This window comes from Sphingobium sp. 22B, assembly GCF_001580035.1.
Classification (GTDB): Bacteria; Pseudomonadota; Alphaproteobacteria; order Sphingomonadales; family Sphingomonadaceae; genus Sphingobium; species Sphingobium fuliginis.
The window spans coordinates 166,678-183,055 of the sequence record NZ_LTAB01000011.1 but is presented as its reverse complement, the minus strand read 5'-3'; the positions used below and the strand labels follow the sequence as shown (position 1 = coordinate 183,055).

General features: G+C 65.7%; 14 protein-coding genes. 8 read left to right on the top strand and 6 right to left on the bottom strand.

The genetic code is table 11. The annotated features are described in order from the left end of the window. Positions 1–32 precede the first annotated feature (32 nt). Genes A0J57_RS12370 through fdhD form a run of 5 tightly spaced genes read left to right on the top strand, consistent with a single transcriptional unit; the run spans position 33 to position 5,973 of the window. The gene (locus tag A0J57_RS12370) at positions 33–500 is read left to right on the top strand and encodes an NAD(P)H-dependent oxidoreductase subunit E (RefSeq protein WP_061936085.1); all 468 of its coding nucleotides are present in this window, start codon (positions 33–35) and stop codon (positions 498–500) included. Then, positions 497–2,077, top strand: coding sequence for an NADH-ubiquinone oxidoreductase-F iron-sulfur binding region domain-containing protein (locus A0J57_RS12365; protein WP_061936083.1), 1,581 nt, complete (start codon positions 497–499; stop codon positions 2,075–2,077). Before A0J57_RS12370 ends, A0J57_RS12365 begins: the two co-directional genes overlap by 4 nt. Further along, positions 2,074–4,920 carry a formate dehydrogenase subunit alpha gene (gene fdhF, locus A0J57_RS12360; protein WP_061936080.1) on the top strand — a complete coding sequence of 949 codons (2,847 nt, stop codon included), beginning with the start codon at positions 2,074–2,076 and terminating at the stop codon, positions 4,918–4,920. The genes A0J57_RS12365 and fdhF overlap by 4 nt, the downstream gene beginning before the upstream one ends. Positions 4,921–4,930: 10 nt before the next feature. After that, positions 4,931–5,167, top strand: coding sequence for a formate dehydrogenase subunit delta (locus A0J57_RS12355; RefSeq protein WP_061936078.1), 237 nt, complete (start codon positions 4,931–4,933; stop codon positions 5,165–5,167). After that, positions 5,164–5,973: a formate dehydrogenase accessory sulfurtransferase FdhD gene (fdhD, locus tag A0J57_RS12350; RefSeq protein ID WP_061936075.1), complete on the top strand. Its 810-nt coding sequence runs from the start codon at positions 5,164–5,166 to the stop codon at positions 5,971–5,973. The genes A0J57_RS12355 and fdhD overlap by 4 nt, the downstream gene beginning before the upstream one ends. A gap of 66 nt (positions 5,974–6,039) precedes the next feature. On the opposite strand, the gene A0J57_RS12345 is transcribed toward fdhD, so the two are convergent. The 5 genes from A0J57_RS12345 to A0J57_RS12325 all read right to left on the bottom strand — a co-directional run bounded on the left by A0J57_RS12345 (position 6,040) and on the right by A0J57_RS12325 (position 12,152). Next, positions 6,040–7,608 (bottom strand): DUF4139 domain-containing protein, encoded by a 1,569-nt coding sequence (locus A0J57_RS12345; protein ID WP_061936071.1) that lies wholly within the window; start codon positions 7,606–7,608, stop codon positions 6,040–6,042. Positions 7,609–7,616: 8 nt separating this feature from the next. Then, entirely contained in the window at positions 7,617–9,107 is a 1,491-nt protein-coding gene (locus A0J57_RS12340; protein ID WP_061936212.1) for a DUF4139 domain-containing protein, read from the bottom strand. A 222-nt stretch (positions 9,108–9,329) separates the two neighbouring features. After that, the gene (locus A0J57_RS12335) at positions 9,330–10,724 is read right to left on the bottom strand and encodes an NAD(P)(+) transhydrogenase (Re/Si-specific) subunit beta (protein WP_044661092.1); all 1,395 of its coding nucleotides are present in this window, start codon (positions 10,722–10,724) and stop codon (positions 9,330–9,332) included. Between the two features lies 1 nt (position 10,725). Then, a complete protein-coding gene (locus A0J57_RS12330; protein WP_061936068.1) occupies positions 10,726–11,016 on the bottom strand; it encodes an NAD(P) transhydrogenase subunit alpha in 291 nt (96 codons plus the stop codon). Further along, entirely contained in the window at positions 11,013–12,152 is a 1,140-nt protein-coding gene (locus A0J57_RS12325; protein WP_061936209.1) for an NAD(P) transhydrogenase subunit alpha, read from the bottom strand. The genes A0J57_RS12330 and A0J57_RS12325 overlap by 4 nt, the downstream gene beginning before the upstream one ends. 223 nt (positions 12,153–12,375) lie before the next feature. On the opposite strand from A0J57_RS12325, the gene A0J57_RS12320 reads away from it, so the two are divergent. Both A0J57_RS12320 and A0J57_RS12315 read left to right on the top strand, forming a co-directional pair. After that, the gene (locus A0J57_RS12320; protein WP_025549502.1) at positions 12,376–13,071 is read left to right on the top strand and encodes an FCD domain-containing protein; all 696 of its coding nucleotides are present in this window, start codon (positions 12,376–12,378) and stop codon (positions 13,069–13,071) included. A 90-nt stretch (positions 13,072–13,161) separates the two neighbouring features. Beyond that, positions 13,162–13,746 (top strand): TetR/AcrR family transcriptional regulator, encoded by a 585-nt coding sequence (locus A0J57_RS12315; protein WP_061936065.1) that lies wholly within the window; start codon positions 13,162–13,164, stop codon positions 13,744–13,746. Positions 13,747–13,778: 32 nt separating this feature from the next. Here the strand turns inward: A0J57_RS12315 and A0J57_RS12310 are convergent, their stop codons facing one another. Further along, positions 13,779–14,489 (bottom strand): helix-turn-helix domain-containing protein, encoded by a 711-nt coding sequence (locus tag A0J57_RS12310; RefSeq protein ID WP_061936062.1) that lies wholly within the window; start codon positions 14,487–14,489, stop codon positions 13,779–13,781. 147 nt (positions 14,490–14,636) lie between these two features. Between A0J57_RS12310 and A0J57_RS12305 the strand changes: the two genes are divergently transcribed. Next, a complete protein-coding gene (locus A0J57_RS12305) occupies positions 14,637–16,370 on the top strand; it encodes an acyl-CoA dehydrogenase family protein (RefSeq protein WP_061936059.1) in 1,734 nt (577 codons plus the stop codon). The last annotated feature ends 8 nt before the right edge of the window (positions 16,371–16,378 follow it).

The following is a 16,378-nucleotide window of genomic DNA, read 5'->3' as shown; positions in this document are numbered from 1 at the left end:
CGCAGCATGGCGCGCAGGAAAGGGCGGAAAAGATGCAGCAGGAAGACGCGACGAGGCTGATAGAGGACTGGACCCGGACCCATGGCCGCACCCGCGACCGCCTGCTCCCGCTGCTGCACATGTTGCAGGAAGAGATAGGCTTTATCGATGATGCAGCCATCCCCGCCATCGCCACCGCACTCAACCTCAGTCGCGCAGACGTTCATGGAGTTGTGACCTTCTACCATGATTTCCGCCGAACCCCCGCCGGCCGGCATGTCGTAAAACTCTGCCGCGCCGAAAGCTGCCGGGCCCGCGGCGCCGCGGCAATCGAGAAGGCCGCAACCGATCGGCTGGGCGTCCCCATGGGCAAGACGCGCCCGGACGGACAGGTCACGCTGGAACCCGTCTATTGCCTCGGCCTGTGCGCCGTCGGTCCCAACGCCCTTGTCGACGGAAGGCCGGTCGCCCGGATCGACGTGGCGGCCCTCGACCGGATCGCGCAGGAGATCGCGGCATGAAGCGGGTCTATGTCAGCCGGGACATGGCCTCCGTCGCCCTGGGCGCGGACGAGGTCGCCCACGCCTTCGAAGCCGCAGGATGCGAGGTGGTGCGCACCGGCAGCCGGGGACTCTTTTCCATCGAGCCCTTGGTCGAGGTCGAAAGGGAGGGGAAGCGGACCGGCTTCGGGCCGGTCGGACCGGCGGACGTCGCGGCCGTGCTGGACGGCAGCCATGAAGCGCGGCTGGGCGACGTGGCGGCCTTGCCCTTCTTCGCCGGGCAGCAACGCTTCACCTTCGCGCGCTGCGGAGTGATCGATCCGCTCAGCCTGAAGGACTATGCCGAACATGGGGGCTGGCGCGGGCTGGAAACGGCGCGCGGCATGACTCCCCAGGCGGTGGTGGATGCGGTGAAGGCATCCGGCCTGCGCGGGCGGGGAGGAGCGGGCTTTCCCACCGGCATCAAATGGCAGACGGTGCTGGATGCGGTTTCGGACGCAAAGTTCATCGTCTGCAATGCCGATGAAGGCGACAGCGGCACCTTTGCCGACCGGATGCTGGTCGAAGGTGATCCCTTCTGCCTGATCGAAGGGATGGCGATAGCCGGTCATGCCGTGGGAGCAAGCCACGGCTATATCTATATCCGCAGCGAATATCCCTTCGCCATCGCCGCCATGCGGGAAGCGATCCAACTCTCCGCCGAACGGACCGCGCCTTTCACGCTCGAAGTGCGCGTCGGGGCGGGCGCCTATGTCTGCGGCGAGGAAACCGCGTTGCTTGAAAGCATCGAGGGCAAGCGGGGGCAGGTGCGGGCAAAGCCGCCTCTCCCGGCGCTGGCGGGGCTGTTCGGACGACCGACGGTGATCAACAATCTGCTCAGCCTGGCGGCGGTTCCCTTCATCCTGGCGGAAGGGGCGAAGGCCTATGCGGACGTCGGCTTCGGCCGGTCGCGCGGCACCATCCCGGTGCAGCTTGCGGGCAATGTGAAGCATGGCGGCCTCTATGAGATCGGCTTCGGCATCACGCTGGGCGAACTGGTGAACGACATCGGCGGCGGCACGGCCAGCGGGCGGCCCGTCCGCGCGGTGCAGGTCGGCGGCCCCCTTGGCGCTTATTTCCCGCCCAGCATGTTCGACCTGCCCTTCGATTATGAGGCTTTCGCGCAGGCTGGCGGGCTGATCGGCCATGCCGGGATCACCGTGTTCGACGACAGCGTCGACATGGCGCACATGGCCCGCTTCGCGATGGAATTCTGCGCGGTCGAAAGCTGCGGCAAATGCACCCCTTGCCGGATCGGGTCGACGCGGGGCGTCGAGGTGATGGACCGGATCATCGCGGCGCGGGACAGCGCGACCGTCGTTCAGGCCGGTCACAACTGGGAGGGGTATCTCCAGGAAGCGCTCAATTCTCGCACGCCCGACCGGATCGATGCCGGGCTGGAGGCGCAGACAGCGTTGCTGCGCGACCTTTGCGACACGATGAAACATGGCTCGCTCTGCGCGCTGGGCGGTTTCACGCCCTATCCGGTGCTGAGCGCGCTCGATCATTTCCCCGAGGATTTCGGTGCCAAGTCGCCGGTGAAGGAAGCTGCGGAATGAGCTACACGCGCGAAACCGACCATGGAACCCCGCCCGCCATATCGACCGGCAGGAGCGTGACCCTCACCATCGACGGCGATACCGTGACGATGCCGGAAGGCACGTCGATCATGCGGGCGGCGTCGCTGACCGGCTGTTCGATCCCCAGGCTGTGCGCGGCCGACAATGTCGAAAGCTTCGGTTCCTGCCGCCTCTGCCTGGTCGAAGTGGAAGGACGCAACGGCTATCCCGCCTCCTGCACCACGCCGATTGCCGAGGGCATGGTGGTGCGGACGCAGAGCGAGCGGCTGAAGCAGTTGCGGCGCGGGGTGATGGAGCTGTACATCTCCGACCATCCGCTCGACTGCCTGACCTGCCCGGCCAATGGCGATTGCGAATTGCAGGAGCAGGCGGGCGCCGTGGGCCTGCGCGACGTCCGCTACGGCTATGACGGCGCGACCAATATGGGGCAGGCGAAGGACCAGTCGAACCCCTATTTCGACTTCGATCCCAGCAAATGCATCGTCTGCTCCCGCTGCGTGCGCGCCTGCGACGAGGTGCAGGGCACATTCGCCCTGACCATCGAAGGGCGGGGCTTCGACTCCAGGGTTTCGCCATCGCAGGGGCAGGATTTCCTCTCGTCCGAATGCGTGTCCTGCGGCGCCTGCGTCCAGGCATGCCCGACCGCGACCCTGACCGAGAAGAAGGTGGTGGAGATCGGCACCCCGGATCGCGCAGTCGTCACCACCTGCGCCTATTGCGGCGTCGGCTGCACCTTCCGCGCGGAGATGCGGGGCGAGGAGCTGGTGCGCATGGTGCCGTGGAAGGACGGCAAGGCCAATCGCGGGCATAGCTGCGTCAAGGGTCGCTTCGCCTGGGGCTATGCCCAGCACCGCGACCGTATCCTCAAACCCATGATCCGCGCTTCGGTCGACGAACCCTGGCGCGAAGTGTCGTGGGAGGAGGCCATCGCCCATACCGCCAGCGAATTCCGGCGCATTCAGGCGAAATATGGCACGCGCAGCATCGGCGGCATCACCTCCAGCCGCTGCACCAATGAGGAGACCTTCCTCGTCCAGAAGCTGATCCGCCAGGGTTTCGGCAACAATAATGTCGATACCTGCGCGCGGGTCTGCCATTCTCCCACCGGCTATGGGCTGAAGACGACCTTCGGCACCTCGGCGGGCACGCAGGATTTCGACAGCGTGATGCAGGCCGACGTGATCCTGGTCATCGGCGCCAATCCGACCGACGGCCATCCGGTCTTCGCCAGCCGCATGAAGAAACGGCTCAGGCAGGGCGCCAAGCTGATCGTCATCGATCCCCGGCGGATCGATCTGGTGAAGTCGCCCCATGTCGAGGCTTCCCATCATCTGCCGCTCCGGCCCGGCACCAATGTCGCCATGCTGACGGCGCTGGCGCATGTGATCGTGACGGAAAAGCTCTATGACGAGGCGTTCATCCGCGATCGCTGCGATTGGGATGAGTTTGCCGAATGGGCCGATTTCGTTTCCGAACCGCAGCGCTCGCCCGAAGCGGTCGAGCCCCTTACCGGCGTCAAGGCGACGGAGGTCCGCGCCGCCGCCCGGCTTTATGCGACGGGCGGCAATGGCGCGATCTACTATGGCCTGGGTGTGACCGAGCACAGCCAGGGCAGCTCCACCGTCATGGCCATCGCCAATCTCGCCATGGCGACCGGCAATATCGGGCGCGAAGGCGTGGGCGTGAATCCCCTGCGCGGGCAGAATAATGTGCAGGGCGCCTGCGACATGGGCAGCTTCCCGCACGAATTTTCGGGCTATCGCCATGTCTCCGACGATGCGGCGCGCGGTCAGTTCGAACAGGCCTGGGGCGTGACGCTGGATGCCGAGCCGGGGCTGCGCATCCCCAACATGCTCGACGCGGCGACGGACGGCACGTTCAAGGGCATCTTCATCCAGGGCGAGGATATTCTCCAGTCCGATCCCAACACCCATCATGTCGCGGCGGGGCTTGCCGCGATGGAATGCGTCGTCGTGCAGGACCTGTTCCTCAATGAGACGGCCAATTATGCCCATGTCTTCCTGCCCGGATCGACCTTCCTGGAAAAGGATGGAACCTTCACCAACGCCGAACGCCGCATCCAGCGCGTGCGCAGGGTGATGGCGCCGCTCAACGGCCATGCCGATTGGCAGATCGTCCAGTTGGTCGCGCAGGCCATGGGGCTGGGCTGGTCCTATGCGCACCCTTCCGAAATCATGGACGAGATCGCCGCGCTGACGCCCACCTTCGCGGGCGTGCATTATGACCGGCTGGATGCAGAGGGATCGCTGCAATGGCCTGCCAATGATGCAGCGCCCGACGGCACGCCAACCATGCATATCGGCGGTTTCGTGCGGGGGAGGGGCAAGTTCGTCGTCACCGACTATGTGCCGACCGATGAGAAGACCGGGCCGCGCTTCCCGCTGTTGCTGACCACCGGGCGCATCCTCAGCCAATATAATGTCGGCGCGCAGACGCGGCGGACCGCGAACGCGGCCTGGCATCCGGAGGATCGGCTGGAAATCCATCCCAACGACGCCGAAAATCGCGGGATCAGCGATGGCGACTGGGTCTCGCTCAAGAGCAGGGCCGGGGAAACCAGCCTGCGCGCCCTGATCACCGAGCGGGTGGCGCCGGGCGTGGTCTACACCACCTTCCATCATCCCGACACGCAGGCCAATGTCATCACCACCGACTATTCCGACTGGGCCACCAATTGCCCGGAATATAAGGTGACGGCGGTCCAGGTCATGCGCTCCAACGGACCGAGCGACTGGCAGCGCGACTATGCTGAGCAGGCACGGCATAGCAGGCGCATTGCGCCCTTGGAAGCGGCCGAATAGGATCGGGCGCATGAGCGATGAAAATGAAGTCATGTCGACCGAGGACCGCCTGATCTACATGGCGAACCAGATCGCCCGCAATGTCGCGGCGTTGGGCGAGGCGGAAGCTGTCGCCATGACGGCGGACCATATCCGCGCCTTCTGGGATCCGGCGATGAAGCAGCGCATTGCTTTGCTGGCGGCTGCGCGTCCCGGCGCACTGTCTCCCATAGCCGCCGCCGCTGTCGGCCGGGTCGTGGCGCCTTGAGCGCCGCGCCCGAAGATCGGCCCTTCACCTTCAGGCACATAACGCCGGCAGGCCCCATCACCCCGGTGACGCGGGAATTGGCAGAGGAAGTGCCGATCGCCATCGAATTCAACGGCATCGGCTATGCCGTGCTGATGGCCACGCCCGCCGATGTGGAGGAACTGGTGCTGGGTTTCACGCTGGCGGAGCGGTTGATCGGCCGGGAAGATGCGCCGTTCGAGGTGGATGTGCATGCGACCGAACAAGGGATCATTGCCCGGGCGACCTTGCCGGAGGAGCGAACGGAGGCCTTGCTGAGCCGGGTGCGGCATCGCGCCTCGGAATCGTCCTGCGGAATTTGCGGGGTGGAGAATCTGGAACAGGCGATCCGGCCCCTGCCATCCGTCACGGTTTCGTCACGGGCCGACAAACAGGCGGTTTTTCGGGCGCTGGGGGAGTTGAAAGGACATCAACCGCTCAATGCGAGAACCGGCGCGGCCCACGCGGCGGCGCTGGTGGCGGCAGACGGCACGATCCGCCTGGCGAGGGAGGATGTCGGGCGGCATAATGCTTTCGACAAGCTGATCGGCGCGATGTGGCGGCGTGGATGGGCATGGGATGGCGGCTTTGCGCTGCTTTCCTCGCGCTGCTCCTATGAATTGGTGGAGAAGGCCGTGCTGGCGGACTGCCCCCTGCTGGTGACGATCTCCGCGCCGACGCGCCTTGCAGCCGAACGGGCGGCGGGGGCGGGGCTGGCTCTGGTGGCGCTGGCGCGCGCTGACTCCATCCTGTTATTCGGGGAAGGGGGACTGGGCCTGGAGCAGTAAAGGACCGCAGGGCTTCTGCCGGGATACTGGTTTCGCGGTAATCCGGATGCGCTCCAGAGCCGGGCGCTAATTCGGCTGCCCGGCGGATCGGAAGCGCAGGCGGATCGTCCCGTTCGCCGGCACCGTCATGGCCCAGACCTGCTTGCCCGGCTTTTTCGTCAGGCGACCGCTGAAGCCGCTGAATAGCCGTCCGCTGTTCGCTGGAAAGTCGATCTCGAAACGGATGGGGAAGGGATTCGCGTTGCGCACGGCAAGGTTGTGATGGAGGATGCCCTTGCCCGCCTCTTCCTGTTCCGGTTCCAGTGTCAGGTTGCTGGCTTGCGCGAAGGACCATTCGACTTCCTCGTCGACGGTCTTGTCGCCTGTGGTGCTTTCCCCGACATACATGCGGCCCCAGGGGCTGTCCTGATAGAGAACCGCGCGTCCCGCCGGAAGGGGATCGCCCAGGCCATCCTTCCTGCCGTTGCGGAAGCGGAACAGCATCCGGGGATCGTCCGGCTCTTCCCACCTCATCTCCGTCCGATAGACCAGGCTGCCCTTCACCTTCTGCTTCACCAGAAAGGCCACCTGCTTCTGTGCACGGGCGGCGACGGTGACGGGAACGGGAATGCGGTACAGCTTGAGGTCGCCCAGATTTTCTGCCCTGGCGACCACGGCGACAGGAGCGGGGGCCGACAGCATGCCTTCCTGCCGCCGCTGGGCCGTCACGACAATGTCTTCGCCCGCCATCATCATGGCCATGGGCGGCGGTGCAGGCGGCGGCGGCGGCGTGCCGCTGCCCAGGTCGCTCGTCGTCCCGGCGGGCCAGCAGGCGCTGAATCTGTTCAGATAGCGGGCTTCTTCACGCGCCCTTTCGCCGCTGTCGTCGCGGCTGTCCTCCGAACGGTTCACCCTTCCGGCTATGGCGGAAGCGGTGGCATCGGCAAAGCTGGTGTCGTCCGCGCTCGCCAGCGTCAGCCAGCCGAGCAGGTCCAGCGACTGGCCGTCCGGGGCCAATGTGCCGACATAGGTCGCATCCCAGTCGAAGCCGGTGGCGATATAGGCCAGGGTGATCGTCGCAGGGCCGCCGGGCTGGTCCCTGGTCGTCATGGTCAGCACCGGCTTTGCGGAGTGGGTCGCGGGCGCCCCCGGATAAAGGAGCGTCTGGTGCAGTCCGGAGCAATAGAGCGCCTCCACGCCTCGCATGGTCGTCACCACCAGACGGTCGGCGGCGGATCGCACGGTCGCGCTTTCCTCGACCGTCCTGCCGCTCGCCGGGTCGGTGCGGCGAAGGATCACCCGTTGCCCGGTAAAGGCGTCAACCAGCCCCTTTTGCGACAGCAGCGCCGCGTCGCGATTGCGCTCCCGCGGGCGCGCGCCAAAGAGGATCGCCGATTGCGGCACGATGCCGCTCGCCACCCCCTCGAACCGGATCACGGCTTCGCCCGGCGGCAACATAACCGTGCGCGTCTCCGCGATCAGGGCGAAGGCGCCGGGCTCATCGCGGTCGAGCGGAGCCTCTCCCCGGTCCGGATCGCGGTAGAGCGTGACCGCCACCTTGTCCGGACCGCTGGAGATCACGACCGGCAACTGCGCCCTCGCGGCCAGGGGCGCCCAGAGCGGCAGGATCATCAGCCACAGCCACAGGCGGGGCATGGCCGCGCTTACCAGGGGGTGAGGAAAGTGGCGGTCAGTTCGACCTTGCCATTGGCGGGCACCGGCACCACCCAGCGCCGCAGGTCAGCCGTTTCCTGCACGCCGGGAATGCTCTCCTCCGGCACGCGCAGGTCGCGCCACCACCACCATTGGGACAGGCCGGACTGGACCACGTCGACATTCACCGGCACCGGCTTGGCATTGGTGACGATGTAGCGCATCCGCGTGCGAAAATATTTCTGCGGCCGCTCGACATAGCCTTCCGCCTTTGTGCCGTCGGGATAGGCGACGCGCCAGCGCTCGGTCTTCGTCCATTCGTCCGTCGTGATCGTGTCGCGCTGCTCGACCACCGGCTGCACCTTCACATCGAAGGCGTCGCCCGTTCGCAGGGCGAGGGTGGAGCCGCCGGGCGTGTGCGGAATGCCGCTTTCCCCGATGAACTGGGCCTGCCCGCGCGCATCCCGCATATAGACGCGAACCGTGCCCGCGGGCAGGGCCGCGCCGATTCCGGACGCCTCGGCATTGGAGAATTTGAGCACCGATGCGGCGCTTTCCGCCTGGTCCTTGCTTTCCATCCAGTTGCTGCGGAACTCGTAACCGCGTTCCGCCGGCACGCCCGATGCGTCGAGGAAGCTCACCTGCTTGGTCTGGGCATTGGCGATCGTCGTGCGACCCTCGATCGGATAGACATGGAAGTCGCCCAGTTGCTCGCCGCCGCTCTCCGTGCCGGGCCGGTTTCCGCGGGGCTGGGGCCGGCCGCCATTATAGCCGCCATAAGATTGCTGCACCTGTCCCACTTCCCCCGCGACCAGCAGGGCGCGGGCGTTGGCGAAAGCGGTGCCGGTGCTGTTGTTGAGCGTGATCCAGCCCTGCATGTCGAGCTTGCCCGCTTTCTCGTCGAACAGGGCGACATAGTCGGATTTCCAGCTCATGCCCGGCGTCAGGTAGCTCAGCGTCACCGGCCTTGCACCGCCCTGCGGCGCATCCAGGGTGACGCTCAGCGTCGGGCGCGCGCGCAGGTTGGGCGGGATGGAGGAGAAAATGACCCGCACAGGCAGACCGTCGTCGCGCAGCACCTCGATCCGCTCACCGATCTTCAGCACCACGCCGCCATTGGCCGCGAGCACCATTGCCTGTTCCCGCGTTTCCGCGCCGGTGGCTGGGTTGGTGCGCAGCAGGGTGATCGTCTGGCCCACCGCCTTTTCCATCAGCGATGCGGGCGACAAAAGGTCATAGTCGAAATTCTGCTCGACAATGCCGATGCCTTCTCCCGACAATGTCACCGTTTCCGGGCGAATGCGCGCCGAGACATCGGGAAATTCCTGCCGGGAGCGTCCGGAGGGCAGGGTGATGCGGCGGACGTCCTGCACCAGCGCCAGATCGTTATTATAGATGGTGACGGACAGGTCGCCCTGGGCATTCGGCGCGGAAGGCTGAGCAAAGAGCGCCTGGGGAGCCAGGACCGCAACCGAGATTATCGCAGGACATATCAGACGCATGAAGCCCCCCTCCGCCAATCCTGCAAGACATGCCGCAAAAACAAAGGTCGTTCCAGAGGCATAATCCCGGAACGACCTTTGTCGCCTTTCAAGATGACCGCGGTGCAGGGCGGACAGGACTGCGCCATTCTTCCGCCCCGCTCGCGAAGGCGTACAGCCCGCACCCGGCCCACCGCCCTTCCATCCGTTCGGATGCTGCGGAGGGAGGCGCCAGTCCGTCGCTCAATGCAGGCCCGAACCGCCGCCAGCCAGTTCCTTGGCGATGGTGCCGACCATGTCCTTGGCATCGCCGAACAGCATCTGGGTGTTGCTGTTATAGTAGATCGGATTGTCGATCCCGGCGAAGCCCGCATTCATCGAACGCTTGATCACGAAGACCGACTTGGCCCGATCCGCCTCGATGATCGGCATGCCCGCGATCGCGCTCTGCGGATCGTCGCGCGCCGACGGATTGATCGTGTCGTTGGCGCCGATGATCAGCGCCACGTCCGCCTGCGGCAGTTCGGGGTTGATGTCGTCCAGCTCGATCAACTGCTCATAGGGCACATTCGCTTCGGCCAGCAGCACGTTCATATGTCCCGGCATGCGGCCCGCGACCGGATGGATCGCGAACTTCACATCGACGCCCTTCTTGGTCAGCGCCTGATACAGTTCGCTCACCTTGTGCTGCGCCTGCGCCACCGCCATGCCATAGCCCGGAATGATGACGACGCTGCTGGCGTTTTCAAGCTGCAACGCCGCTTCCTCGGCCGAGGCCGAACGGACAACGCGGTCGTCCTTGCCGCCCGCCGCGCCGGCCACGACCTTGCCGAAGCCGCCGAACATGACATTGGCGAAGCTGCGGTTCATCGCCTTGCACATGATGACCGCCAGGATGAAGCCCGACGCACCGTCCAGCGCGCCCGCCACGATCAGCAGCTTGTTCCCCAGGGCAAAGCCCATGGCGCTCGCCGCAAGCCCCGCATAGCTGTTGAGCAGCGCGATCACGGTCGGCATGTCCGCCCCCCCGATCGGGATCACCAGCAATATGCCGAACAGCAGCGCCAGCGCCACGAAGGCGGGGAACAGCCAGGTCTGCGTCGGATCGAGCGCGAGCATCGCGGCGATCACCAGCGCCGCCAGCGCCACGGCGCCGTTCACCACCCGCTGCCCGACGAAGGAGACGGGACGGCTGCCCATGATCTCCTGCAACTTCGCGAAGGCGATGACCGATGCGGTGCAGGTCAGGAAACCCAGCAGCATCTCGAACATCAGCGCCCACATGATGAAGCTGCCGGCATATTCGCCATGGGCGTGCTTGTAATATTCCGCCGCGCCGATCAGGCCCACGGCAAGCGCGCCGAAGGCGTGGGAGATGGCGGTCCGCTGCGGGATCGCCGTCATCGGCATCAGCAGCGCCATCGGGATGCCGGCGGCCGCGCCCGCGACCATGGCGATGAGGATCAGGTTGTAATCGACCACCTCATGCTGGACCAGCGCGCCGACGATGGCGACCAGCATGCCGATCTCGCCTGCCCGCACGCCCCGGCGGGCGGTCGAGGGATGGCTCATCCACATCAGCGCCAGGATGAACAGCGACGATGCGATGATCGCCGCAAAGGGTACGAATGCGTTCATCTCACTTCCCCCGCGGCTTGAACATCTTGAGCATGCGGTCGGTGATCATGAAACCGCTGACCAGATTGACCGTGGCGCAGAACACCGCGACGAAGCCCAGCGTCCTCGCCAGCGGCGTCGCGCCTTCCTCGCCCGTGATGCTGATCGCGCCCACGATCACCACCGCTGCGATGGCGTTGGTCAGCGACATCAAAGGCGAATGCAGCAGCGGCGACACCTTCTTGATGAGCTGAAAACCGACGAAGGCCGCCAGGATGAAGACGAACAGATAATCGGGATTAAGCGAACTCATTGCAGTGCCCCCGTCAATTGAAGCAGCCTTTCGCTGACGACTTTCCCACCCTGCGTCACGCGGATGGCGTTGCCGATCTCCTCGTCCAGCACCGGCGCGTTCCGGTCCTTGTTCCAGAAGGCGGAGAGGAAGTTATAGAGGTTGCGCGCAAACAAGGCCGATGCGTCGGCGGCGAGGCGAGAGGGCACATTCTTGTGCCCGACGATCTTGACCCCATGTCGCTCGACGACTTCGCCCAGCACCGCGCCCTCGACATTGCCACCCTGCTCGACGGCCAGGTCGACGATCACGCTGCCCGGCTTCATCGACGCGATCTGCGCGTCCGAAATCAGGCGCGGCGCGGGCTTGCCCGGAATCAGCGCGGTGGTGATGACGATGTCCTGCTTGGCGATATGGCCGGACACCAGTTCGGCCTGCGCCTTTTGGTAATCCTCGGACATTTCGGTGGCATAGCCGCCCTTGCCCTCGCCCTCGATGCCCGCGACGCTCTCGACGAAGATCGCCTTGGCGCCCAGGCTCTCGATCTGCTCCTTGGTCGCGGAGCGCACGTCGGTGGCGGAAACCTGCGCGCCCAGCCGCTTCGCGGTCGCGATCGCCTGCAGGCCCGCGACGCCGACGCCCATGATGAACGCCTTTGCCGGCGACACCGTGCCCGCCGCCGTCATCATCATTGGGAAGGACCGGCCATATTCGGCCGCCGCGTCCAGCACCGCCTTGTAGCCGGCAAGGTTGGACTGGGAGGAGAGAATGTCCATCGACTGCGCGCGGGTGATGCGCGGCATGAACTCCATCGCCAGCGCCTCGAAACCGGCGGCGGCATAGGCGTCGACCCGCGCCCGCTCGGCAAAGGGATTGAGGCCCGCGACGATCCACGCGCCGGGCTTGGCGCCCGCGATGCTGGCCACGTCCGGCCCCTGCACGCCCAGGATGATGTCGGCATCCGCCACAGTAGCGGCGCGATCCGCCACCGTCGCGCCCATGGCGGCATAGTCCGCATCGGATATGGCGGCGGACAGGCCCGCTCCAGCTTCCACCGCGACTTCCGCGCCCAGCGCCTTGAATTTCTTGACCGTTTCCGGCGTGCCGGAAACGCGGCGCTCACCGGGCGCCATCTCTTTCACTATGCCGATCTTCACTGCATCCACCCTCGTCCCATGTTGGCAGGGCTCTGGCGCGGCCAAAAGCCGTCCTATCCTCAGCCCGTACTAATATGCCCATTATCGACCCCTATGAATCGCAATACTGCCAAACCGGAAAGAATCAAACAAATAATATGCACATAATAGGGCGGGGTGTATGAGGAGTGCCCTTTTGCCGGCAAATTCGCTATGGGCGGTCGGACCCCAGACGAGGAGTAAGATGAGCATCCGCAAGCAGAATTCCCGCGAAGGACTGGTGACGGCGGCCGTGGCGAAGCTGCGTGACATGATCGTCGCCCAGCCGCCCGAAGCGCAGATCGGATCCCTGCCCGATCTGGCGAAGGCGCTGGGCGTGGGCATCGTCACCGTGCAGCAGGCGGCGCGCGTGCTGGAGCATGAGGGTTTCCTGAAGGTGCGGCGCGGCCCCGGCGGCGGCTATTACGGCACCCGGCCCGATGCGGAGGGTTTGAGCCAGGCGATTTCCGGCTTCCTGGCGCTGCATCATTCGGCGCATCCGGAGGCCATCGACATCATCACCCTGCTCGACTGCGAACTGATGGCGGCGGCGGCGCGCGCCACGGACGAGGCGCTTCGGCAGGAGCTTGCGGCGCTGGTCAAATCCATCGACGGGCGCAATACGGCGCGGCAGCGCGGCGCATTCGACCAGAGCATGCTGGACATTCTCTACCTGATGGTCGACCGCCCGCTGATGGAACTGCTTTCCCGCGTGGCCGTGCACCATTATGCCGAATATCCGCGCGGGCCGGTCTATGGCGGAAGCGAAGGCAAGCAGCGCTGGAAGCGGGAAAGGCGCGCCATCATCGCCGCGATCCTAGACGGCGATCCGGAGCGCGCCCGCTTCGAAGCGCAACGGCGCCGACGGGAGATCATGCGCCAACTCGACGCGGCCATCTGAGGAGGCCGGATCGGGCAAAGATGAAGCGCCGGTCCCTTCATCGGGAACGGAGGCTTCGCGGGCATTTAAGGATGTGCTAGCGCCGCGACGATGACAAAGCCTTTGCCGCCTTCTGGACCGAATGACGAGCCATCGTCGCGCCGCCGCCAGATATTGGAGATCGCCGCCCAGCTATTCGCGAAAAAGGGTTATCGCGGCACCTCCATGCGCGACATCGGCGAGCAGGCGGGCGTGCTGGGCGGTTCGCTTTACCATCATATAAGGTCCAAGGACGCCTTGTTCGTGGAACTGCACAATGCCGCGCTCGACAGGGCGGAAGAACGCATAGCCGCGGCCGTGCGGGCGCAATCCGATCCTTGGGCCCGGCTGTACGCGGCCTGCGCGACATTGTTGGACATCCAGCTTGCCCCCGGCTCCCTCACCACGCCGATGATGAACGACTTTCGGGAAGTGCCGGATGATGTCCGCGAACAGCTGATCGCGCGGCGCGACCGGTTCGAAGGGCTGTTTCGCTCGCTGGTCGAGGAACTGCCGCTGCCGGCCCCTATCGACCGGTCGATCTATCGCAACCTGCTTCTGGCGCAATTGAACGCCACCGCCGACTGGTACCGTCCGGGCAAGCTTGCTCCGGCGGAGATTGCGGCGCAGATCGTCGCCGTCTTTCGGCATGAATGATCGCTGCCCCGCCGGGGGAGGGCGTCCGCGTGCTAAAATTCGATGGAAATCTGCACCTTGAGCTTGCTCACCCCGGCCGCTTCGGCAATGCGCGTCTTCGCCTGATCGATGACCTCCTTCAGCGACCGGGCATAGGCCTCGGCGCCCGATGCGTCGGTTTCCCGGAGCGGCGGACGCCCCTTGCCGTACAGCAGCTGTTGCTCGGACAGGCCGAAGACCGCCGCAAGAATGCGCAGATTTTCCCTTCTCGGGGTCGTCCTGCCTGTCTCCCATCCCCAGATGGTGGGCTTGCTGAACCCCGTCCGCTCGGACAATGCCGTGCGGCTCAGTCCCTTTTCATGCCGCAGCCGCAGCAGGCGTTCGCCCAATCCTTCGGCGGCGGCTTCCTCCGGCGGATCGCCGGCAGGCTTCACATCGTCGCGCCCTGGACTGCGCAGCCTGATCGCGCTTACCGCGCCCTGGGGCAGCGACGTTTCAAAACGACAGCCGAACAGGGTCTCGTTCTGCCAGACGACGCGGGCCACGACCCGATCGGCATCGGGCAGGGACAGCATGATGCTCTGCCCGATCTCCAGCGTCGACCTGGTCTCTATCAGCATGCCGGCGGTCGAGATGTCGTGGATCACCACATTCGTGCTCGCGCCGTCGGACGTGCCGGGAAGTTCCAGGCGAATGCGCCAACGCGCGGCGTCTCGCCTGTTTTCGGACTCGGGTGGCTGGTCGACGATCGCTGGTATGGGCATTTTCCGACTATTCGCACCGGTGGGTTTCCGGAATGTTAATAAGTCGGTCGTGGACCTTGGCGATTGCCGAATGGCAGGGGATGCGCCGCGATTGACTGTAACAGATGTTTGGTATAGCAGAGGCCCGCGATTTCCAGGAGAGTCCCGATGTTCAGCTATGTTCCCCCGATAGACGATTATCGCTTTCTGTTGACGGAGGTTCTCGGCTTCGACCGGACAATGGCGGACATCGGAAAGGAGGTCGATGCCGACCTGGCGGTGGCCGTCCTGGAGGAAGCGGGCCGGATGTGCGCCGACCGGCTGCACCCGCTCAACCGCCATGGGGATGAGGAGGGAAGCCATCTCGTCGACGGATCGGTGAAGACGCCGGAGGGTTTTGCCGACGCCTGGCGGGACTTCGCGGCTGCGGGCTGGGCATCGCTATCGGCGGAGCCGGAATATGGCGGGCAGGGGCTGCCCTTCATCCTCCAGCTCTGGCTGGACGAGATGCTGTCGGCGGCGAACCTGTCCTTCGGCCTGTTCCCGGGCCTGACACGCGGCGCGTGCGAGGCGATCATCGCCCATGCCAGCGATTCGCTGAAGGCCACCTATCTGCCGCGCATGGTGAGCGGCGAATGGACCGGCGCCATGGCGCTCACCGAAAGCGGCGCGGGCACGGACCTGGCGCTGCTGAAGACCAAGGCGGCGCCCGGCGCCGACGGCAGCTACGCCGTCACCGGGCAGAAGATCTTCATTTCCTCGGGCGATCATGATTTCGGCGGCAACATCGTCCATCTGGTGCTGGCGCGCCTGCCCGATGCCCCGGCGGGGGTGAAGGGGATCAGCCTGTTCCTGGTGCCCAAATATCTGCCCGCCGCCGATGGCGGCTTCACGATCCGCAACGCCATGTCGGTCGGCGCGCTGGAAAAGAAGATGGGCATCCACGCCCAGCCGACCTGCGTGATGAACTATGACGGCGCGACCGGCTGGCTGGTGGGGGAACCGAACAGGGGCCTGGCCGCCATGTTCACCATGATGAATGCCGAGCGTCTGATGGTCGGCATCCAGGGGCTGGGGATTGCCGGTGCAGCCTATCAACAGGCCGCCGGCTATGCGAAGGAGCGGCTCCAGGGACGCAGCGCCGATGGCGCGCGGGGTCCGGTGGCGATCATCGAACATGCCGATGTGCGGCGCATGCTGCTCAATATCCGGGGTTTCGTGGAGGCCGGACGGGCGTTGGCCGGGTGGACGGCCTTGCAACTCGACCGGGCGCATCATCATCCCGATGCCGCCCAGCGGGCGAAGGCGGATGCCCTGGTCGCGCTGTTGACGCCGGTGGTGAAGGCGGCCTTCACCGACTTCGGCTTCGAAAGCGCGGTGCAGGCGCAGCAGGTGTTCGGCGGGCATGGCTACATCCGCGAATGGGGCATGGAGCAATATGTCCGCGATGCCCGCATCGCCCAGATTTATGAGGGCACCAATGGCGTGCAGGCGATGGATCTGGTCGGACGCAAGCTTCCCATGGCGGGCGGCGCGGTGGTCGATGGCTTTTTCACCCTGGTGGACGCGGATCTGGAAGCTGGGGCGGGGCTGGACATTGCAGCGAAGACGGGCGACGCGCTCACCCTTCTCCGCGGCGTGACCGCGTCGCTGCGCGGCGCGGGGGTCGACGCCACCGGAGCGGCGGCGGTCGATTATCTGCGCCTTTTCGCGCTGGTCTCCATGGGCTGGATGTGGACGCGCATGGCCACCGCCGCGCGGGGCGATGCGCCGCTGCATGCGGCGAAGCGCGCGCTGGCCGACTATTTCGCGCAACGGATGCTGCCGCAGGCCCAGGGGCTGGCAGCCGGCATCGCGGCGGGTGAGGCCACGATCATGGCGCTTGGCGCCGACGCCTTCTGAACGAAAGG